Annotated in this window: 17 protein-coding genes; 7 read left to right on the top strand and 10 right to left on the bottom strand. The window is 56.7% G+C overall.

Going from position 1 to position 21,644, the window contains the following annotated elements; translation table 11 throughout:
• Positions 1–82: 82 nt before the first annotated feature.
• Positions 83–2,467 carry a TPM domain-containing protein gene (locus tag FRD01_RS15170; RefSeq protein WP_146961071.1) on the bottom strand — a complete coding sequence of 795 codons (2,385 nt, stop codon included), beginning with the start codon at positions 2,465–2,467 and terminating at the stop codon, positions 83–85.
• 53 nt (positions 2,468–2,520) lie between these two features.
• Entirely contained in the window at positions 2,521–3,858 is a 1,338-nt protein-coding gene (locus FRD01_RS15165; protein WP_146961069.1) for an FAD-dependent oxidoreductase, read from the bottom strand.
• Positions 3,859–3,995: 137 nt separating this feature from the next.
• On the opposite strand from FRD01_RS15165, the gene FRD01_RS15160 reads away from it, so the two are divergent.
• Entirely contained in the window at positions 3,996–4,337 is a 342-nt protein-coding gene (locus tag FRD01_RS15160; RefSeq protein WP_146961067.1) for a hypothetical protein, read from the top strand.
• Here the strand turns inward: FRD01_RS15160 and FRD01_RS15155 are convergent.
• The 5 genes from FRD01_RS15155 to FRD01_RS15135 form a co-directional block, all read right to left on the bottom strand.
• Complete coding sequence (locus FRD01_RS15155) at positions 4,324–5,784, bottom strand: hypothetical protein (protein ID WP_146961065.1); 1,461 nt, start codon at positions 5,782–5,784, stop codon at positions 4,324–4,326. The two genes, FRD01_RS15160 and FRD01_RS15155, sit on opposite strands and share 14 nt — an antisense overlap.
• 74 nt (positions 5,785–5,858) lie before the next feature.
• Positions 5,859–7,094, bottom strand: coding sequence for a tetratricopeptide repeat protein (locus tag FRD01_RS15150; RefSeq protein ID WP_146961063.1), 1,236 nt, complete (start codon positions 7,092–7,094; stop codon positions 5,859–5,861).
• Positions 7,095–7,115: 21 nt separating this feature from the next.
• A complete protein-coding gene (locus tag FRD01_RS15145; RefSeq protein WP_146961061.1) occupies positions 7,116–7,961 on the bottom strand; it encodes a tetratricopeptide repeat protein in 846 nt (281 codons plus the stop codon).
• Positions 7,958–9,844 carry a GAF domain-containing protein gene (locus tag FRD01_RS15140; protein WP_146961059.1) on the bottom strand — a complete coding sequence of 629 codons (1,887 nt, stop codon included), beginning with the start codon at positions 9,842–9,844 and terminating at the stop codon, positions 7,958–7,960. Before FRD01_RS15140 ends, FRD01_RS15145 begins: the two co-directional genes overlap by 4 nt.
• Before the next feature lie 26 nt (positions 9,845–9,870).
• A complete protein-coding gene (locus tag FRD01_RS15135; protein ID WP_146961057.1) occupies positions 9,871–11,781 on the bottom strand; it encodes a polysaccharide biosynthesis protein in 1,911 nt (636 codons plus the stop codon).
• Positions 11,782–11,912: 131 nt separating this feature from the next.
• Between FRD01_RS15135 and FRD01_RS15130 the strand changes: the two genes are divergently transcribed.
• From FRD01_RS15130 to FRD01_RS15105, 6 genes are all read left to right on the top strand, one after another.
• Positions 11,913–13,424 carry a hypothetical protein gene (locus FRD01_RS15130; RefSeq protein ID WP_146961055.1) on the top strand — a complete coding sequence of 504 codons (1,512 nt, stop codon included), beginning with the start codon at positions 11,913–11,915 and terminating at the stop codon, positions 13,422–13,424.
• On the top strand, positions 13,415–13,978 hold the full coding sequence (locus FRD01_RS15125) for a hypothetical protein (RefSeq protein ID WP_146961054.1): 564 nt from the start codon (positions 13,415–13,417) through the stop codon (positions 13,976–13,978). The genes FRD01_RS15130 and FRD01_RS15125 overlap by 10 nt, the downstream gene beginning before the upstream one ends.
• Positions 13,978–16,173: an alpha-amylase family glycosyl hydrolase gene (locus tag FRD01_RS15120; protein ID WP_146961052.1), complete on the top strand. Its 2,196-nt coding sequence runs from the start codon at positions 13,978–13,980 to the stop codon at positions 16,171–16,173. Before FRD01_RS15125 ends, FRD01_RS15120 begins: the two co-directional genes overlap by 1 nt.
• Positions 16,174–16,204: 31 nt before the next feature.
• Positions 16,205–17,128 carry a ribonuclease Z gene (rnz, locus tag FRD01_RS15115; RefSeq protein ID WP_146961050.1) on the top strand — a complete coding sequence of 308 codons (924 nt, stop codon included), beginning with the start codon at positions 16,205–16,207 and terminating at the stop codon, positions 17,126–17,128.
• Between the two features lie 82 nt (positions 17,129–17,210).
• Positions 17,211–17,963: a signal peptidase II gene (gene lspA, locus FRD01_RS15110; protein WP_146961049.1), complete on the top strand. Its 753-nt coding sequence runs from the start codon at positions 17,211–17,213 to the stop codon at positions 17,961–17,963.
• Positions 17,964–17,966: 3 nt separating this feature from the next.
• Positions 17,967–18,935 carry a prolipoprotein diacylglyceryl transferase gene (locus FRD01_RS15105; protein WP_146961047.1) on the top strand — a complete coding sequence of 323 codons (969 nt, stop codon included), beginning with the start codon at positions 17,967–17,969 and terminating at the stop codon, positions 18,933–18,935.
• Here the strand turns inward: FRD01_RS15105 and FRD01_RS15100 are convergent.
• The 3 genes from FRD01_RS15100 to FRD01_RS15090 all read right to left on the bottom strand — a co-directional run bounded on the left by FRD01_RS15100 (position 18,914) and on the right by FRD01_RS15090 (position 21,626).
• Positions 18,914–19,894, bottom strand: coding sequence for an endonuclease I family protein (locus FRD01_RS15100; RefSeq protein WP_249755654.1), 981 nt, complete (start codon positions 19,892–19,894; stop codon positions 18,914–18,916). The two genes, FRD01_RS15105 and FRD01_RS15100, sit on opposite strands and share 22 nt — an antisense overlap.
• An 88-nt stretch (positions 19,895–19,982) precedes the next feature.
• A complete protein-coding gene (locus FRD01_RS15095) occupies positions 19,983–20,576 on the bottom strand; it encodes a putative metal-binding motif-containing protein (RefSeq protein WP_146961043.1) in 594 nt (197 codons plus the stop codon).
• 9 nt (positions 20,577–20,585) lie between these two features.
• Entirely contained in the window at positions 20,586–21,626 is a 1,041-nt protein-coding gene (locus FRD01_RS15090; RefSeq protein WP_146961041.1) for a hypothetical protein, read from the bottom strand.
• Positions 21,627–21,644 lie beyond the last annotated feature (18 nt).

Below are 21,644 nucleotides of genomic sequence, written 5' to 3'. Positions count from 1 at the left end.
GTCACACAAAACGATGCATTTGCGCTTCGGAAGGAACCGAAAACGTATGAACGGGCGAAATTCAGGGCTTAATGGTTGAGGCTCAGCTTTTTTGAACGAGCCCATGGAGCGTCGACTGAGGCTTGGACGACATCGAGTTGATGAGCTCGATGGCCTGAACGTAGGTCTTGATAACGCCGTCGAGCTTCTGCAACGCCTGCACGTAGCGCTGCGCCTCAGCGAGCCGCGCGATTTGACTCAAATCCGACGCGTGGCGCAGGACCTGGCTCTGAAGGTGGTTCAGCTCGTTGAGAGCCTCTTCTTCATTGCGCGCATTAATCCGCAAGTTCAGGTAATCCGCCTTGATATGCTCGCGAAGCTCCTCGAGCCTCGCGCTCATCTTCTGGATATACTCAGGGGCGCGCTGAACGTCCTGAAGGGTAGCCGTGAGCGACTCCAAGGCGCCTTGTGCGTTGTCCACCAAGACTTGGCCTTCCTTCTCCTTGCCCGCGCCAAAGGCAGCCCGCGCACGACCGGCCAGCGAGACGAGGCGCGCACGCTCTGCGTCCGCATCAAACTCGGGCTCCTTTAGGCTAAACCCGCGGTGCTTCAATGCCGCGATCATTTCATCCACAGCGGCGACCTGTGCTTCCACGTGCGCGAGGCGCTCGACGGCGAGATTTCCGTCCTGGATCATGCCCTGAAGTCGCTCGATCTCCTCAAATAGCGCGGTAGATCCGGCCCCCTTCGCACTCAGAGGATCCGCCTCAAGTCGGGTGGCAAAGGTTTGGAATTTCTGAGCCAGAGCCCCGAGCTCGGCCTCAAGGTGCGGCGCGCCCAGCCCAAATTCTTTGCGCCGCTCAAGTCCGCTCTGCAGAGCCAAAATCTTTTGCGAACCCTCTTGCCTCAGCCTCTGCCCAAGCGCCACACTTTCGCCGCTCTCAAAGAGCATGGCCTGTGCCCGCAACAACGCGTTTTCAAGGTCGGCGAGCACTCGCCGAGCGGGCTCAGAATAGGCCGTGGTCATCACGGTTTGTAGGGGCGACTCACGTACGGGATCCCCAGGCTGAATCTCAGCTTTGGTATTGGAGAGTAGTCCCAAACCTCGGTCGATCTGCATCAATGAGAGCGGACCTCCACGAAGTAATCCCTTGGCCTGACTTCGCCACTCCTGACCCTTTCCGATAAGGAAATAAGCCAAATTCAAGGCATCAGACGCCTCTTTACCAACCTCAGCGCTCGCCCCCTGCCAATCTGTACTCTTAGTCTCGAAGAAGTAGGGATAGTCCGCCCGCAACTTCTCAAGCCATTGCTCCGCATGTGAAAGCTCCACGCCCCAGGTCTGGATTTGAGAATCCAGGTGGCCCGCAAAGCGCCGCCTTACCAGCGCGACCACCAGAAGCACGGCGGCGATCACCGCCAGAAGCGCAAGGAAGAGCAAGAATGGAATGGTTCGCGCCTTGTAGGAATGCCGGACTTCACCGCGCGCTGCCAAGACTTCCGCGGCGGCGAGACACGCCCGAATTTCTTCGAGCTCGCCCGTCAAATCGGTGCGCAAGGCCTCTGCCTTCACACGGCATTCATCGAGCCTTGAGAGCGCCTGTTTAGGCTCGTCCCAATCTGCGTCGGCGCGCTCCTGGAGCGCCTTTGCGAGGCCTTCGATCTCGTTCAAGAGTGGATTAAGGCGCGCGATCTTTTTACCGTAAACGTCGATTTCGTCATCGAGTTCGGCGAGCTCTTTATCCACCTCATCGAGGATTTTTAGGGCGATGACAGGCTTCGACTCCTGGCTTGATTTTGCGCGCTCAAACGTCTCGGCTATTTTGGTGTGCCGCTCCTCAAAACCCGTGCGTACGGTGGATGATTCGGGCGCGATATCAAGCCGGCTCTTGACCTTCGTGAGCTCTTCTTCGCTCGCTGAGACGCGTGTTTCAAGGGCCTTTTCGGCGGCCTCCTTTTCGCGCGTCAACTGCACCAGCTTGACGTCTATGGCCTGAGCCAAAGAACAAAGCGCCCAATCGTAGTTTCGGCGCGTAAACGCTGGCGCAAATTGTGTGAGCTCGGCGGTAGTACTCAGGAGTTCAGGCGTGAGTCCAAGGTCGGCCCATTTCTGCCCGATATGCACACCGAACGCGCGATTCCTGAGGCCGACCGCGAAAAGAATATCTTTGTCCTTGAGTTTCCACGCCTCAAACTGCGCCTTTGCGTAGTCGGTTGCATCGGTGTTTTGCCGTGTCGCGCGGCCGGATTCGTGGGTCACGCCCACAAGCGTAGCGTAATAGTCCGCACCAACTTGCGAGCGCTGACCACGCATACAATCACGCAGGTCGTCGTATCTCTTGCCGTCGCTGACGCGCTCCACGCCCACGTGTTGTGCAGATCTCAAGTCCGGGAAGTCTGCCCACTTCTGCGCGTGCGCATCGCCGCCCACAAAAATAGTAGCCAAGAAAAGGGCCGCCACCCCGAGTGTCCCGTGTCTATCCCTCACGCGCTCTCCGTGCCACGAGCTCCAAAAAACCACAACTATGGCAAGAACCTACCTCATCTGCGCGAGAGCGCAAATGCTAATCCGGCCGCAACGCTCGCCGCCACTGCTGTGGCCCCGATCTTCAAGATCTGGTCCTGGCGCTGAGCACGCTCAACTACCTCGGCGTACGGGATATTGGAGAAGGTCACCATGGAATAGAGCGGCATCCAGCCATCGTCCAAGACGTCATGCAGCGCCGTATCGGCGCGTTTCTTGGCCAGGAAGAGGGGATCGGCGACCTTCGAGCGCATCTCCAAATAATTGTAGAGCGCGAGGTCTGCGATGGCGTCGGCGTTGGGTTTGCGCGATTTCGAGAACGCCTGTGCCAATAGTCCCCAGTCCGGCGCATACATCTCCAACATCTCGTCGAGAATGCGGCAGTCTTCAAACGCAGCGTTCATGCCCTGCCCGTAAAACGGGACCACCGCGTGCGCCGCATCCCCAACCAGAAGAACCTGGTCCGCACTGTGGTAGGGCGCGCACCGAATAGTCACAAGGGACCCTGTCGGATTCTCGAAGAAATCGTTCGCGAGGTCGGGCATCAATGCGCGAGCATCGGGGAAGTGCGTCTGGAAGAAATGCTCCACATCTTCAGTAGTCTCAAGCGCCTCAAAGCTCGTGCCTTCGCCCTTCCAGGCGAGGAAGAGCGTGACGGTGAAGGAGCCGTCCAGGTTCGGCAGCGCGATCAACATGAAGTCGCGCCGTGGCCAGATATGAAGGGCGTTCTTGTAGAGCTGCCAGCCGCCATCGGACGCCGGCGGAATGTGGAGCTCTTTGTAGCCGTGACTCAGATAACTCTGCGAAAAATCAAAGCGCCCCGAGCGCATCATCGCCTGACGCACTGCCGAGTAGGCGCCGTCAGCACCGAATAGAAAGCGTGTGGGTACGCGTTCGGTTTCGCCCTTATGATCAAAGACCGGGGTGCCGTCTTCGAGCTCCAAATCCTTGAGCTTTCGCTCGAATTTGAAGTGGATATGATCGTGCTCATCCGCAGCATCCATGAGGATTTCGTTGAGCGACTGCCTAGAGACCGAGTTGATGAATTGCCCGGGCTTTCCATAGGGTTGAAGCTGCGTGTTGCCCGCGAGATCATGAATCATTCGGCCGTGCATCGGGATACATTCGCGCAAGACTCGCTCGTGCATACCTACGCGCGCCAGTGCCGTCAGACCGCGGGTTGAGAGCGCCAAGTTGATAGAGCGCCCGCCCACAAAGCCGGCTTCGCGGCTATCGGCGCGGCTTTCGTAGACGGCCGTCTCGTAGCCGCGGCGCGCCAGATAGAGCGAGAGGAGCGAGCCAGCGAGCCCGGCCCCAACCACAACCAGAGGTTCTTCCTGTGTCGGCATCTTCATGAATTAGATCCTTTCTATGGCGTTTTTCGTTCCAATCTCCAGGTGCCTGGCTTGGATGCTCGGAGCAATTTCGAGGTCCGACTTTACTACAACAGAATGACATAGATGTCAGGAGAGTGACGGTTTTTGGTGAACTTATGACGGTTGAAAAGCGGAATTTAACGGCCAAAAAGAAGACACAAAGTACCGAAATCCTTGAAGATCATGATTTTCTTAGACAAAAAATGAATATTGGCACTGGATCTGCACATCTAAACAATAGAATCGGCCAGACGGTCGCTCGGCCCAAAGGAGGCCATATGCTGTACGATTTCGTAGTCAAAGAAGAACTTGAACGTTTACGCCGCGCTGAGCTTGAAAAAGAAGAGCGCCCATACCTCGAACTTCCCCTTCATATGCCCTATTGGCCAGATGAGCCGGTGGCGCAGGAGGAAGAGGAAACCGAGTCCGAAAGAGGGGTCATCATCATTCAGATGTGATTGTCTCATCGCTCCCAAGGTCGTCAGACCCTGCATCCGCGGGGTCTGACTCTGCAGCCGCCGGCAACGGCGGTGGTTTTGGCAGCTTGGATAGAACCATGGGTTGCGGGACCACCATGGACGCAAACCCAAGAACACTGCGGATCTCCTCCGCTGTATACGTTGCCTCAACCGTGACGTACGTCTCGTTGGCAACACACGTCACGCGCTCCAGATAATTAGAGATCATGTTTCGAACCATGAAGTTTTTCTGACCGGAAATCATTCGGCGTTTGAGGTCTGGACATGCATCCGCAAAGCCCGTGGCATCCGTTTCCTTGGGGAATTTCAGGTCGATCTTGATATGGGGATTGTTCACGTCAGCCACCGAGAGCGCGATCCCTTCAAAGGTACGCGGCCCAAGGCCAGGGATGAAGACGCGGATATCCATCGCACTCACCAACGCCAGAGTCTTCGGGTCTGCCGCATCCTCAATCTGAGCGATCGAATCCAACAAGGTAGCGCGCCCTTCGGAGAGCCGAGCATCTGAGTCTTTGGGGAGATTTCGGGTCAACTCGCCCAAAAACTCAGGGCGTGTAAGCACCGCCATGCCTGGGCGAAGCAGGATTTTTCGCGGATCTTGATAGTGCTCGTTCTCTGGAATCAGGTCTCGAATCGGAATCCCATTGTATTCGCTCCACGCAAGGCCATCCCCGAATCGCCGGGCCAGCCGTTCCTGCATGTCCTTGTCGCTCATCCTGTGGCGCACAGCGAGAAACGTGTGCTGAATGTACTGCGGCCTCGCCGAGGCCATAAACATAGAGTCCAAGTCCTGAACCGGGTCGATGTCGGTGTTGTCCAAGGCGATGCGATAGTCCGGTACCAGCTTCAAGATATGGGTAACCACCTCTTGCAAAGGCGTCCCGCGAATCCGGTCGTTGCGAACTAACGCGGTGTACACGGCGTTCCCTGGCCCATAACCCTTGATATCCGGCAGGTCTGAGGGGCCGGAACGTTTGAACTTCTCCGAAGGCTTCTGTGTTGGCTCAGAATCTTCTGGTTGAGGCTGTGGCTTTGGCTCGGCTACAGATGCGAGCTCTTCAGGTTCGGGCTTCGGTTTTGGCTTCGATTTGGGTTTGGGTCTTGGCTCTTCCTTTGGTGGTTCTGGCTCTGGCTCAGGTTCCGGTTCTGGCTCAGGCTCGGGTTCTGGTTCAGGCTCAGGTTCTTCGCCCACACCACGTTCCTCGATCACGATCTCCTTAAAATCCCCGTGACCTATACGCTCAAGGCTCTCGAACTCGGTCATCCACTCAACGTCAAACTCCGACTCCGTATGAGGCGTGAGAAAAGCCACGCTCATGAACGCTCCGTGCAACAAGGCACTCAACACCCACGAGACCACCTGCACTCGCCTGGTGGCTGGCGCCTCGGTACGCATCCCCTCGTCTTGGTCATGCTCTTCTGACACGTCTCGCCTCTAAGTCAGGAATCGCAAACGCGGACTCAGCCCACGTTGACACTTCACTACTATAGAAGACGGTACTAAGGCATTTTCATTTCATTTTGATTGGAAGTTTTGCTTCGCGAAAGCGCTTGATCTACCGAATCCTGTGCAACCAGAACGGGTTCCCACATATCCTTGACGGAGCGCCCCTTGAGCACAAAACGCTCGGCACGTTTCTGCGTGATGGGGTCATTCAGGTAGAGCTTGAGTCGCTCGAGTTGTTGGTTGGTGCTGATGACCCAGGGGTTGTCGTCTTGAGCGGTCGGGAGGCGCCTCGAGAGCGAGAGATTCTTCTCATAGACCTGAATCGCGCGTTCCATAAGCGGCCTCAGGGTCTTTCGCAGCTCATCGAAGTAGAGCGCGATATGCTCCTGAGTCAGGTCATCAGGGATTTCGGACTGAAAGATATCGGCATAGAAGTCTTCGTAGAGTTTTCCAATCATATAGCCTGCGGCCATAGACCATTGTGGATGATGAAAACTCAGGGCTTTGATGTAATGGCTCTGAGACCGCATGAAGAGGTCAGCCTTCTCTTGAAGATCAGCACCCATGCGCTCCGGTGGCAGTACGAGTGGAATCTGCAGGACCTTCCGGTGATAGACTTCGCCGATGCCAAAATACGCCTGAACCAGATAATGCGAATTCGGCTGCAGGCGCTGGTCGGCAGGGGCGTCTTCGTTGATGTTCAGCACGGAGCGAAAGCCGTCAGCGGCTTCGTCCAGCGAACCTGTTTCCATGAGCGCCTTTGAGCGCCGGACATGCGCCTCGATGCGGTCAAACGTGGTCAACTCGGGCCTCAACAAGATGACCGTCATCAGCTCTACAACTTCTTCAAAATTGCCGAGCTCCTCGTGGGCCTGGGCGAGCCGGTAGTAGGCGTCTTTGGCGTCGGGTTCTTCGGGAAACTTCTCGATGATTTGGGTGTACTTGGTTGCCGCATCCTCCCAGCGGGACAGGCGTTCGTATGAAAGGCCGGCGTTGTAGAGCGAGGGCAGATAGAATCGGCTCTCCTCAAAGTACTTGATGATGACTTCGTAATTGGCCACGGCTTCTTCGTAGTCGCGCGCCGAGAAGGCCTCGTACGCGCGGTTGAAGACTTCGCTGGAATCCAAGACGGCGTCTGGTCCATAACCGGCTTTGATGAGCATTGGGTCCAGGTCCATCCGCTCTTGAGGAACGCCTTGAACCGGCTCTCCGGCACGTTGTGTGCCGGCACATGACGTGCCAAGTATCAAGCCAGTTAGGAGCAATATCAATAGTTTATGGACATGCATCTCTTGTCCTGATGTCTGGGCTTACATTCGGTCCAAAGCGCCGCGCGCCGCCATACGTACACGAAGCTCGGGGTCGTCTTCGCTCAAGGTCTTAAGGGTGGGCAAGGCCTCCTTTATTCCGAACTCCTCTGCAAGCCCAACGGCCTGCTCGCGAATCTGGGGCTCGGGATCCTTGAGCGCCACGATGATGGCCTTATTCGCGCGCTCATCCTCAATGAACGAGAAGATATCCAATACGCGAAGACGCTCTTCAGCAGGTGTATCCTTGGACTCAAGGCGTTTGGCCAACGCATAAACGCGTTCCTCATACGCCAAAAAGGTCTCGCCGGCCTTTTCGTTTCGGCCCGCGCTCGCGTAAATCCCGCCGAGCTCAACATACGCCTGCAGATAGTCGGGTTGCAGACGAATCGTGGTCTCATAGGCCTTGATAGCCAGCGTCGTCTCAGACATTTCAGCCAACACGCGGCCGTACATAAAGTGCCCCTCGGGCACATCGGGCGCCAACGCCAACAACTCCTCGTAGAGTTTGCGGGCTTTCGCCTCTTCACCGGACTCGCGATACAACTGACCGAGCGCCACGTACGCCGTCACACGCGCGGCCGAGACGGGCCCAGTTTTGACCAATTTCTCAAAAGTAGCGCGCGCCTCCGCGTCGCGCTTTTCCAAGAAATGCCCCTTAGCGACGGCTAAGAGGTCGAGCTGTTCAGAAGTCCCCGGATCGTCTGGGTCCCCAAGTTTCGGGTCCACCTTCGGCGGCTCTGGCTTGGGCTCAGGCGTCGCAACCTTCACAGGTTGCGTATCCTCGACCTTCTCCTCAGATTTGCATCCACCAAGAACCAACAATGCGACCAGCACCAAACGAATCATGAATCTTCCTCGATCAACAACTCAGACGCCATCCTCGGAATCCTGACGATGAACGTCGTACCCTGATTTAGAGTGCTCTCGAACTCGATTGTTCCATGGTGGACGTCCACAATTTGTTTCACGATGGCCAAACCTAGCCCGGTACCGTGATCTTTTCCTTTGGTGACAAAGGGTTCAAAGAGGGTGTCGCGCACGGCTTCCGGGATGCCTTTGCCGGTGTCTCTAAAGCGCATCACGAGCTCATCCTTGGACTCGTCCACACGCACATCGATCACAAAATCACCCCCATCCGGCATGGCATCCGCGGCGTTTCTGCCGAGGTTGAGCACCGCGCGTTTGAGCTTGCCATCATCCAGACGAGCCTGGCCCTGGTAGTGGCAACGAATCACAAGGCGCACGTTTCGCTGGGCGAGCTCCTTGGCCAAGAGCATCTCAATTTCTTCAAAAACGCGCGCGACACACACGTCTCTCGCACTGAAATGCGACTCACCCTTCGAGAAGTTCAAGAGCTCACCGGTCATCTGGTTCAAATGGTCAAATTGCCGCGCGATAATCTTCGCGAACTCGTCGCGTTTTGTGCGGTCCTCAGCGCGCACCATCAGCTGCACATACCCATTGATTATCGCGAACGGGTTCTTGAGGTCGTGAATCACGCCGCTCAACATCTGGCCCACCGTCGCAAGGCGCGCACTCTTATGCAGCTCGTCTTCCTGGCGCCGGCGCAAGAGCGCTGCCGCAATTCGGTTCGCGATCATCGTGACCCACTTGAGGTCATCGAGGCCAAAAGGCTCAGTCCGATTGAAGACCTTCATGGCACCGATGACCTTCTGGTCTTGGCCCACGAGCGGCACCGCGATCACGTTATGAATCTGAAATCCAAACACCCCGGATGTACCGGGCACCGCACAATCGCCCGAGTTGCAAAGAAACGGAGCACCCGTGGTGATAACACGATCGGAGAGGCCTTGGCCCTTGAACTCATACCGAGTTTTGAGCTCCCAACCCGCGTGATCTTTCTCGTTTATGTAGTAGGTGAGGTGCTCGGCTTCATCGAGCACGAGCGCAGCCCCATTAGCCTCGAGGACTTCTGCCGTCTCTTTGGTGATCGTACTCACCATAGCCTGCAGATTATCAACGCGGCTGAGTTTCTGCTCCAGATCGTAGAGGAGATCGAGCTCCGCCACTTTATGCTCGAGACGCTCGGTCATTTGCACCAGAGCCTGATTCTTCTCGAACATATCCTGATAGAGACGCGAGTTCTCGATCGCAATCGCGGCCTGGCTTGCGAGCACACTCAGTAGGCGCTCATCTTCGGCGGAGAACTCCTCGTGCCGCGAATTCAGGACCTGGACCACGCCGATAATCCGCTCTTCACGGTTTCGAATCGGCTGGCAGAGCATATTGCGGGTCTTAAAGCCGCTTTGCGCATCGTGGTTTGAACTGAAACGAGGCTCAGCATACGCGTCCGGGATATTCATCGAATGGCCAGTCTCAGCCACAAATCCAGCGATACCTTCGCCCACTTTGACACGGATCTCGGCGTTCTCCACACCTTGAGAAATCTTGCTCCAGAGCTCGTTAGTCTCGGTGTCCAAGAGAAAGAGAGTTGAGCGTTCCGCGCCCATCAGCTCCGTGATCTTCTCCATGATGGTTACGAGCAACTCATCGAGGTCTAGCGTGGAGCTCAGGGCGAGTCCGATCTCGGAGATCGCGCGCAACCTAGACTCCTGCACGCGCACCATCTCAACGAGTTTCGACGCCACGCTCGAGAGTTCGAGAGGGTTCAGCTCGTCCATAGATTCGGTCGTCAACCAATCAAACGCACCTTCCCCCTCGATTGCTGGCGGGTATGTGATAGGCGAATCTGGCAAGTTCTCCGACATGCCTTTAGCCTAGCACAAGGTCCAACTTAGAGCATAGGAGTTTGGCGGCGCTTTGAGAGCTCCACGACATTACTTTCAGCCCAGCTGTACGTTGGAATGATAGCCTTCAAGGCGCGACGGACGCCGAGGTCATCATCGTGGCGAGCGCATTCTATAAGCTCGTCCACATGTTGGTAGTATTGCTCGAGGTCCGAGCTCGCCGTTCGGCCCACGAAGATCTTTTCGTGCCGAGTCTTATCAAAATTCTCTTCGTCGAGACTTAGTTCTTCGAAGAGTTTCTCGCCCGGGCGCGTGCCGCTGTAGACGATTCCAACCTCTTCTTCGGTCCGTCCTGAGAGGCGGATCATATCGCGCGCGAGGTCAGCGATTTTGACAGGCGCGCCCATGTCCAAAATGAAGAGTTCGCCACCTTTGCCGTTGGCGGCCGCCTGGAGCACCAGCTGCGAGGCTTCCGGAATGGTCATGAAATAGCGCGTCATCTCGGGGTGGGTCACGGTCACCGGCCCACCTTTGCGAATTTGCTCGCGGAAAATAGGCACCACGCTACCGTTTGAGCCCAGGACATTTCCGAATCGCACGGCACAGAAATGGGTCTTCGTGCCTTCGTTTTGCGAGAGTACCGCGAGTTCGGTGATCCGCTTCGTGGCGCCCATCACGCTCGACGGATTCACGGCTTTATCCGTGGAGATCAAAATGAAGTTTTTGACGTCATACTTGACCGAGAGCTTTGCTAGGACCTGCGTTCCCACCACGTTATTGAGCACCGCCTGAGACGGATGAAGCTCCATCAAAGGGACGTGTTTGTACGCGGCTGCGTGGATGACAACTTGCGGCTTATGACGCGCCATCAAGACGTCCATTCGCCCTTCGTCGGAGACGTCAGTGATACACGGCACGAGGCTTTCATGGAGCGAGCTTAGCTCCCGATGGATAAAGAATAGTGGCGTTTCAGCGCGCTCCACCATCACGAGACTTTTGGGGTTAAACCGCAAAACCTGACGGCAAATCTCAGAGCCGATCGAGCCACCCGCACCGGTCACGAGGACCGTTTGACCCTCGATGAATCGCGCGAGCGACGAGGTATCAAGCTTGACTGCTTCACGCCCGAGCAAGTCCTCAATGCTCACATCACGGAGCGCATTGAGGCTCACGTGACCTTCTAGAATGGACTCCACAGCGGGCAAGATCCGCGTCTTTGCGCCGGTTCCCTTCGCGATATCTACCACTCGGCGCATCTGTTCGCGCGAAGCCGAAGGCATGGCGATGATCACCTCTTCGACCACCAGCTTCTGGACGGTCTCAGCCATCGAGGTGATCGGCCCCAAGACTGGCACGCCGTGAATTCTCAGCCCACGCTTGTACGGATCATCGTCCAAAAAACCCACGGGATTAAACGCAAGGTTGCGATTCTTGGTAATCTCCCGAAGAAGGGTCTCGCCGGTATCACCCGCACCGAGAATGAGTAGGTTTTTAGCATGGCCGGGCGGGCTCAGGCGCCGTCTGACGGCTTCGCGCATCAGACGCAAGCTCCCTCGCGCAGCACCGATAAGAAAGAGCGAGAGTCCAAAATCTAAGACGTAAATCGACCGAGGATAGATTGGCGGATCCACCACAAACACATTCAGAAGCACAAAGACCGCGCTCGCGATGGCCAAAGAGCGCCCAAGTTCGATGATGTCGTGAAACGATACGTACTTCCACCAACCTTGAAAATTGCGCAGCGCGAGGAAGGTCAGGACCTTGATCCCGACCACCCACGGGAAGGTCTGCCACATCACAGCTTCCCATTGATCCGAAATCGTGAAATCGAAACGGACAAGGAAAGCCCCGGCGTAGGCAGCCGAAAAAAGCCCCAGATGCATCGTGATAACCAATACCAACCGCACTGTGCGTGGTAATTGTGGAAGATCCTCAAGCCTCTGAAGTTGTGATTTCATGTCGTTCCACTCCGTGTAGCCCGCTTATAGCGAGACGAAGCCTCGAAGTCCAGAGCCCAATGTGCTTTGCAAGCCCACCCCCAACGTGGTAATCCCGCCGAGCAAGACAGGCGAGCCAAAACGGAGGTTTCATGAGTCCACACAAAGGCTTGGTGCCAGCGCTCCTGAGCATTTTCACGCTGATCGGAACCGGTGATGCTGCGGCCGACTCGGGCTCTAAATTCAATGCCGGCGGCTATATGCGAATCATGGCTCGCCCCGATCTCCAGGGCGGAGACGGGCGCCTCGGCTACTGGAACCTCTATGGGCGATTGCTCAACGAGGGCCCGTACGCCTCGCTCGATATGCGCTACGATCTTTTGCCTCAAGATCCCCTCTCTAAAAACACGTGGACCAGCATCCACGCACGAATCGAAGGTGGCTCCGTCCTCAATGCCGACACAGGCATGGGAAGCCTCGGCAATTTTCGGCTCAGCCAGCTCTACGCGCAAGCCGGAAACGTGCTTCTCCAAGATGTAACCTGGCAGATAGGCACCATGGAGACCTTCTTCGGAGACCTCGGCCTCTACGACTTCAAAGTCGCCCAGGTACTCTTTGATTCGGTTGGGATTTCCGCGCGCTACCAGAACTCGCTCGTGGACGTGTTGATCGGCGCAGGCGACGCCGGATTCATGATCAAAGGCACAGACTACAACCCGATCCCCACCATCGGCGGCACCGCAAAACTCAAATTGGGCGTGGCTGAGATTGGGGTCGGCGGCCAGTTCTATTTCGAGCCCGAAGTCGAGGGTAACCGCTTCGCACCGCACAATAGCGTCTACGACGACGGCACAACCATCGACTATGAGAATTTCGTGCGCGGCGAGATCAGCCGGCGCTATTTCGAGGCCAATCCGGCCGAGGTCGGCATCTTCACCGAGCCCATCCCGACTGCAACGACCTCGTGGCGCGGCATCGGATACATCGGCTTCGGCGGCTTCGGCCCGCTCGTCTGGAACAACCTCTTCGCCAATATCATCAAGCGACACCCCCAAACATCCATCACCGAGACGTTCAACGGCGAGGATTTCATCTTCTACGTGGACGACCTGACCGACGAGCGCTACGAGCTCAACATCGGAAATGAGATGCAGCTGCGTCTGATCGAAGACGTGCTCGACCTCACATGGGCGGGGTTTTACGGCTACCACTGGGATGCCGACGACGAGATCGTCGCCAGCGAAAGAAACCGCGAAGTCATGTCGATCGTGGCGAGATTCCAAGGCTACTTCAACGAAAAAGCACACCTGCTCTTGGAGTCGAGTCTCGCGCGCGAACGCTCGTTGAACGGCAATCTATTCAGGAACGCTTCAGACTCGGTCTTCGTGAGCACGGACGGCCGAAACGACACGCGCGGCCTTGAATTCGGGGACTCAGACACCCGCGACACCTTCCAAATCAAGGTCGGCCCGGTGCTCCAACCGCTGGGCATGGGGATCTTCACGAGGCCGTCATTCCGGCTTCTTTACGGCGCGCAATACAGCTCCCAGAACAACGCGTTCGGCAATGGATTCGTAGAGAGTCTGGACGATTTCAACGTTTTTGGAACCCGTGATGTACACTGGCACCACGTGGTTTCGGCGGAGGTAGAGACATGGTTCTGATTCAACGCCCGATCCTTCTTGCACTGATGTTCTGTGTGCTCCTGACAGGGTGTATCACCGCCGCTAAAGCCGTGCGACTGGACTCGCCGCAACCCGCACGGGTAGCGGTCGTCATGGAGTTTCCTGACCGGCCTGAGATTGGCGTTGCGCCAGATTCCACGGTGGAGCGAATCAATCGCGAGGTTCAAGAGCGCAACCTCGTGCCTACGGTGGTGGATTCAAGCGAGTTCTCCAAGGTCTTCGAAACGCGCCGCACCACCGAACAACGCCTTGGCTTTTTGAGACCCGAGGGCACTTCGGATTGGGTGCTTCTGTTGGAGACGCAGGTGCGGTTCTACTCGCTTCTGAGCGGCAAGTACCGCTGGGATATCAGCGGAACGGTAACGCTGGTAGCCCCTGATGGTGAGCAACTCAGCGCTCCTTTGAACCTTGCTGCCTTCCTCGACTTTGACCACCAAAAAGAAGCCGAAGCCCTGCGCTACGCAGAGGTGGCCATCGCGGAGCGAGCCGGGCAAGTGGTTGACCGATTATTGGCTGGAAGAGAGACCCCCTGATGCGATTGTTTTTGATTTTCTTTACGATTCTCCTCACCGCTCATTTTGGGTGTGCGACCTCGCCAAAGTCCAGACTGGAAGCGCCCGAGCCGGTCTTTGTTCAATGGGAAATTGTGGACGCCACTGGCATCGGCGTTCAGACAGGGCCGCTCCTGGAAAAGGCGGCGCGCGACACGCTTGAAACGCGTGGATTTGAGCTCAGCGACAACTCAAACGCCCCTTGGAGAGTTACGACCAAAGCCCGCGTCAGCCGCATGATGCGTGTGGACCGCGCGTACCGTTGGGTGGTTACCGGCACCACGACCACCCTCGGTCCAGACGGATTGGAGAAGACCGTCAAATGGTTGCACGCCCATCACCTCGACGTGGAATACGCGGCCGAGCCACGCGTCCTTGAGGCGCTGGCCTTTAGAATCGCTGATGAGATCGACAATAGCGCCGGCCCTCTTGTCGACACGTATCTAAGAGCAGGCGCACCGGTTGAAAAGGCAGTTTCGAAGGCCACACCAAAGGCCGAAGAGGCGCGTCCACAAGCCGCGAAAGTCCAGCCCACCCCAGACGTACCGGGCGACCTGATCTACTTCGTGATGGTGGACCGCTTTGAAAATGGCGACCCTGCGAACGACGAAGACGCCGACCCGCAAGACCCGCAAGCCTTTCACGGAGGCGATTTGCGCGGGCTCATCAACCGCATCGAGTGGATCCACCAGCTCGGTTTCAAGACCATTTGGCTCTCGCCCGTCTTCACGATGCGCGACACGCCCTTCTACGGCCACGGCGCGTTCCACGGCTACTGGTTGGAGAACCCGTTCGAAGTGGAGCCGCGGTTTGGCGATGAGGCTACTTTGGTGGAACTCAAAAACGCTCTTGAAGCGCGCGGTATGCGGCTGATCTTGGATATTGTGGTCAATCACGTGGCACCAGAATCCGAGCGAGTAAAGACACATCCCGACTGGTTTCACACGAACGGTCCTATCCAAAATTGGGACGACCCAAAGGAGCTCGAAACCTATCAGGTTCATGGCCTGCCGGACCTGAATCAATCAAACCCCGAGGTGTATGCGTGGCTCTTTGAGAGCACCAAGAAGTGGGTTGAGTTGCTCGAGCCTGACGGCCTCAGAATGGACGCGGTTAAGCACGTGCCAAACACCTTCTGGAAGCGGTTTAATGCCGAGATTCAGGGCGTCTCGAAGAAGCCCCTCTTCATCCTCGGGGAACAGCTTTCGGGCGATGTGACCGAAGTGGCTAAGACGGCCAACAATGGTGGGTTTAATGCGATGTTCGATTTCCCGCTGCACTTCGCCATGGTCGACGTCTTTTGCAAGGATGCCTCGCCGGGGAAACTCGCGTCAGTACTGGCGCAAGACCATCTCTACGGTGCGCAGATGGGAGCGCATAGGCAAGGGCTCGTGACGTTGTTGGACAATCACGATCTTTCGCGAATCGTCACGAGCTGCGTGGGTGACCGAGGCCGAGTTTTGCAAGCGATGCGCTTTATGTTCAGCGTGCGAGGTACGCCGTCGGTCATCTGGGGCACGGAAGTCGGAACGGACGGTTCAGGTGAGCCGGAGAACCGCTCGTCAATGCGCTTTGAAGATGGCCACCCCATGACTTCGTCCATTCAGGACCTGGCCAAGCAGCGCGCGAGACACCGTGTGCTAGAGACCGGCGTGGACCATGTTCTGGCGCTGAGCGACGAATTCTTCGCCCTGCTTCGCGTAGGCGACGAGGAGGCCGCGCTGGTGGTCGTGAATACCTCCGCGGCGCTGAAGACCGTGCTTTTACCACCCGAGCTTCAACCTCAGCGCATGAGCGTTGATGTTCCGGCAAACACAACGGATCTGGTGATCATCGACGTCCCGCCCGATGCCCTCAAAAAACTCAAAAACCGCATCCAAACGCCAGAATCAGCGAAGGTACGTGTTGAAGCCCGTGGCGTGGAGCTCAAGCCCGGCCAAAAACTGGTTTTTGCAGGCTCACTTGAAGAGCTCGGAAGCTGGGATCCGATGAACGCTCCGGAGTTCGAGGTCAAAAACGGAATGCTTGTACTAGAGCTCGCTCTGGATTCCGGGGAGGTTGCAGCGGGTAAACTTGTGGTGGTAGACGGGCAAAATTCGACCTGGGAAGAACGCGCTGATCGCTACTTCCTTGCTCGTCCTGGGCAAATACTGCTTCGCCTTGATTGGCAGCGATAGCCCGAATTCTTCCGCTGACTTCTGAGGTAATATGTCAGTCAAATTGGTCTTTCTTGGGACCGGTAGCGGCAAACCTACGCCGCATCGAAATGTTTCAGCCGTGGGACTTTTCCGCGAAGGCGACCTTCTCCTCTTCGATTGCGGCGAAGGCACTCAGCTGCAGCTCGCCAAGGCACCCCTGAGACCCGGCTCCTTGCGCGCAATTTTCCTGACCCATTTCCATGGCGACCACGTCAATGGCTTGCCCGGGTTTGTGGGCTCGTTGACGCTCAACAGCCGCGACGAAGTCCTGACGATTGTTGGCCCTGTGGGGCTTCGACGCTGGTTTAAGACCATGCGTGATGTCCATATCTTGCGGCCTGGATTCCCTATCAATCTAGTGGAAGTCGAGGGCCCCGGCGTGGTCTTCGAGGGCCAGGGATTTAGGGTTGAGGCCGGCCCGCTCAAACACCGAATCCCAACCTGGGGCTACACGTATATTGAAGACGCGCGGCCAGGACGGTTCGACCTGGATAAAGCTCGCGAGCTGGGAATTCCCGCCGGGCCGCTCTACGGACGGCTGCAGCGTGGTGAGGCAGTGATTCTGGAGGATGGTCGTGAAGTACACCCGAGTGATGTGCTCGGTCATGCCCGCCCGGGCCTGCGCATCGCCTACTGCACCGACACTCAGCCGTGCGAAGGCGCCGTGGAGCTTGCGCGGGGTGCCGACCTTTTGATCCACGAATCTACATATCCAGCCGGAGACGAAAAACTCGCCAAGGAGCGCGGACACTCGACCTCCGCTGATGCGGCGCGTTGTGCGAAGGAGGCTGGGGCGAAGAAGCTCGTGCTCACCCACCTCTCTCAAAAGCATATGCGCCTCGACGACTTCCTGACCGGTGCTCGAGACATCTTTCCGAATATCGTGGTGGCGCGAGACCTCCTCGAGATGGATATCGAGCGTAGCGAAACCTAAATTAAGACGAATGTCGGGAATGCTTTGCGCACTCTCGTGAGTTTTGATACCCAAACCCTTCGAAATTCGTTGAGGACGATTGATGAACCCAAATGTTGCGAAATTTCTTCAGGTCTTGGCCATTATTCTGGTCACCGTAGGCCTAGACCAGTGGACCAAGCAGATCGCGTCAGACCGGCTTGCCACTTCACGCTCAGGATTCTTCAACCACTACATCGAGCTCGAAGTCCCCGCCGAATTTGAAGGAAAGCCCGTCAAGGAGTACCTCCAACACGAGTTCATGCCGAGCAACACCGAGCAAGAAATCAACCGCATCATGATGTCCACCACGAATGACGCGGGGATTCAGGTTCGGCCCGAACAAGAACTCAAAGCCGGCGAAACGCTTGAGGTCCGATGGCGCGAAATCGTGGTCATCCCTGACCACTGGGACTACCAGTACACACGAAATCCTGGCGCCGCCTTCAGTTTCATGGCGGATATGGACGACAAGTACCGCGCACCTTTCTTCATCATCGTAAGCTTTATCGCGGTCTTCGCCATCTTCTGGATCCTGCGTGGCGTGACCTTCCAACAACAACTGCTCATCTGGGCGCTCGCCCTCTTGTGCGGCGGTGCCATCGGCAACCTCATCGACCGAATGCTCTACCAGTACGTGATCGACTTCATCGTCTGGAAATGGACCAATTCTTACCGCTGGCCCACATTCAACCTCGCGGACGCCTTCATCTGTATCGGTGTGGGCCTGATGTTCGTGGAGATGATCCGCGACTGGTTCCGTGAGCGCCGCGAGAAAAAGGCAGCCAAAACCACCGATTCGGAAGCCTCCGCCTGACGCATGTTTCCAACCCTCATCGAGTTCGGCGGCACCCGCGTTCCTACTTACCTTGTCGCCCTACTCACCGGCTTCTGCCTGGCACTCTGGCTCGGCTGGAGAGACGCAAAAAACCTGGGGTTTAGGCGCCAAGAGTATTTGGATTTTGGGATATGGTTGCTGATTTTTGGCATCGCGGGCGCACGCATCTTTCACGTGCTCTTTGACGGTCTAGGACAGGACTATTTGGCGCTCTGTCTAAATCCGTTTGAGCTCGACGGTTTCTCGCTCCCAGAGGGCCTTTGCAGCACGAACCTTGAGTGCGTCAGGGGTGGTGGCGGGCCTGTTTGCAATCCTTCGGACGGCCTCTGCTATCCTGCGCGCGATTGTTTTCGAGTGTTCAAATTCTGGTCCGGTGGGCTCGTGGTCTACGGCGGCGTGATCGCCGCGGGTCTCTTTGCGTGGTGGTACGCGCGCCGGCGCGAAATCAACTGGCGAGGCGTTTTGGACCTTGGTGCATGGGGAATTCCGTTGGGTATTGGTTTTGGGCGCCTCGGTTGTTACGCCGCCGGCTGCTGCTACGGAAAACTCTGCGATCTCGGGCTCGCCGTACACTTCCCGGTCAATTCGCCTGCGTATCGCAACCATTGGGAAAACTTCCAAGACGCCCTGCAGGCGCAATGGCAAAGCGGCATCGAAGGCAGCCTCGGCGTCTGGCCCACCCAGCTCATGGAGAGCTTTGGGGCGTTTGCCATCTTCCTCTTTGCCTACTTCTGGTTGCGGCCGCGCACTTTGGATGAACGACTGCCAAAGGGCAGCGCCTTCGGCATCTCTATCGCCCTTTATGCCGCGCTACGCTTCGTTCTGGAGTTCTTGCGAGCCGATGAGCGCGGCGAGCTCCTAAGTCTATCTACGAGCCAATGGATAAGCCTCGTCGTGATCGGGCTCGCGCTTTGGATGAACACACGCGTTCAGAAATCAGCAACCTCATGAACCGACTCAGGATTGTCGATGTACGGATTTCGGTTTCCCTGCACGAGCTCAACCGAGTCGTTCCTGTTACGCTCGGCCTCATCGACCGGATCCTCGGCGTGCCAGATACGTAAGGTGTCCTCCTGAGACTGGTCCAAGGGGTGGTCGTAGGTCATCGACACGTAGAACATGGCGCGCGCGACATTGCCACGATGCTCGGGACGCACCTCAAACACGATCTGGCCGTGGACATCCGTGCCCAACTTCGATCCACCTTCCGACCAGTTCGAGTTGACAACGTTGCCAAAAGGAAAGCTCGAACGCTTTGAATTCGCCTGGCTCTTCGTGGGAAAGAGGTGGTGCAAGTCCGTCTCGGCGCGCCAGTCGGTCAGAAGCGACCGGGGCCAAGTATGCTCCGTATTCATCACGGTGTGATCGGGAATGCTGCTCGTATAGAGCTCCATTCCTGTGTAAACGCCCGTCACTACCCCGTCACGATTATCAATCTGGCTAAACATGGCCAGGCGCGCGTTGTAGTAGCTAACGTCGATCGTGGGTCTTTGCGGCTTCTCAAGGCTCGCCGTGTATCCAAGTTCAATGGCGATGTTCAGAATCCCATTGAGGGCGTGTGGCCCGACCCAGGGAATGGCATCCAGAGATTCAATCGACTCAAACGTCTGGTCATCGGCCGTCCCAGCGGACCGGTCGTCCCCTGCGCGAAATGCCGCAATATTGCGGGCAGCACGTACGTCGAGTTTTTGGTCAAGCTCCCACTCAAACTCAGCGAGGGCAACATCATCCGGCAGGTATCGATTCACCACCTTGAGGGCGAGCTCTACTTCGTCCGACGTCAATGAGGAATCAGACTTTCCCGAAAACTCAAGCCCAACCTCCGGATCGCTCTCGACGGGCTCAATCGCCTCACCGCAGCCCCAGCCCAAAGTCAGCAGAAAAAGTAGATTTAGGTAAGCAATTCGCATGTATTTCTCCATGCCCACAACAATAGACGTTGAAACCGGAGCAACAAACTGAAAGAGTCTGAAAGAACCTAAGAGGTAAGATTCGGGACTACTGCAAGCAGTCGGCAGGTCCAGGGATTTCTGGGTACATGCCAGCGGTACAGGCGAGTGGGTTTGCGTTGCACGGGCAAGGCATCGCGCCATTGGTGCAGATCTGAGTCATCATCGTGAGCTCACATCGGCCAGCGATGCAGGAGTAGCTCGCGCCCTGAGGTGCTGCGCCGGCGAGCGAGTTACAGATGCTCGGATCGTCCGTGCAATCTGTAGGCTCATCGATTTCGCCATTGCAGTTCTCGTCTGCATTATTGCACTGCTCTGGAGCATTTGGATGGATCGCAGGATTTGTGTCGTCACAATCCTCGCCGCACTTACCCTCAGTCTCACAGAGACGGCAGGTCTGACGTTGTTCCAAAGTGCCCACGCCATAGCCGTCATTATCGGCATCCACGCATGTTGGGACGTCTGGACCTGATTGGCGTATGCAGACATTTCCCTGACACGCGAAACCGCCCAGACAATCATCATCTGTGGCACAGCTGAAGGTCTCACCACCGCCACCCGTAGGGCTAAAATCGACGGTACAAGCGCTGATTCCGGCGCCCATGAGACCAAGCAAGATCGTACGGTAAATCGTTTTCTTCATAATCGAACCTCAGAATGAGAACGAAGCACCGAAACCGGCACCAGACTCTGTAAAGATTGGAGCTAATTGCAGATCTTGAATCAAGTCCTTGGAGGCGCGCTCCTCACCGACGTCCGATCCGCCTTTGATGATGAAGAAGACTACGCTCGTTACGGTCAGGGCTGCAGCAAGGCCGTAGAAGATATTTGCGGTTGTTGCTGAGCTCTCAGCCTCGCGCACCTTCTCGTTGGCCTCTTGTTGAGTCAGAACGTACGCGCCACCACCCGTCTTTGCGCTGCTCGCGAGCTCGTCTTCTTTTGAGGAGGCATCGAGCCCAAAGTAGATGCCCGCGCCCAAAGACACAGCGGCAAGTCCGGCTGCACCGTAGGCCACGATATCTTGAACGATGCTAGAATCTTCGGTGCCCACGTAATTTGGATCCTTAGAGGCGTCCTTGATGCCGAAGATGTTACGCATCGCGGGTTCCACAGCGTCCACAACATCCGAGGTGCTGCTCACGCCTTTCTTGGTGTCGTACGCGATAAAGAGGCGGTCGCCCACGTCGAAATAATCGACGCCGAACTCAAGACCATCCACAGATTCACGCACACGTCCCACCACGATGCGGTCCACCGAGGCATCATCACCCACGCTTCCTAGACAAAGAGGGTCGGTGACACATTCATCAACGCCGCGATCTTCAAGCCCGGGGAGAATGGCTTCCGGACCCACAGCCACAATCGCGCCGTAGTTCTTAGCTACTTCCATCATCTTTGCCTGAACTTCTGCGCGACGCTCCGGGTCCATATTGGCCCCTGGTACGGCCACAATCGCCACATTTGGGATCTTCTCTTCAACCGCGTCCTCTTTTGAGAGGTCGTCGGAAGTGAAGGTCATTCCTTCACCGTCATCTTCGGCTTCTTCCTCGGCTACCTCGGTGACAGGCGCAGTCTCTTCTTCGTCAAATTCGAAGCCCTGAGCCATTAGAGGAGTGGGAATTGCCAAAAGTGCAGAGAGCATCCCAACCAGCAAACACCGGAAGGGGGAAATTCGAGTCGGCCCGTTAGTCATGTACAAACTCGTGCATGG

It is taken from the genome of Microvenator marinus (genome assembly GCF_007993755.1).
Taxonomy (GTDB): domain Bacteria; phylum Myxococcota_A; class Bradymonadia; order Bradymonadales; family Bradymonadaceae; genus Allomicrovenator; species Allomicrovenator marinus.
This window is presented reverse-complemented; position numbering and strand designations above follow the sequence as displayed.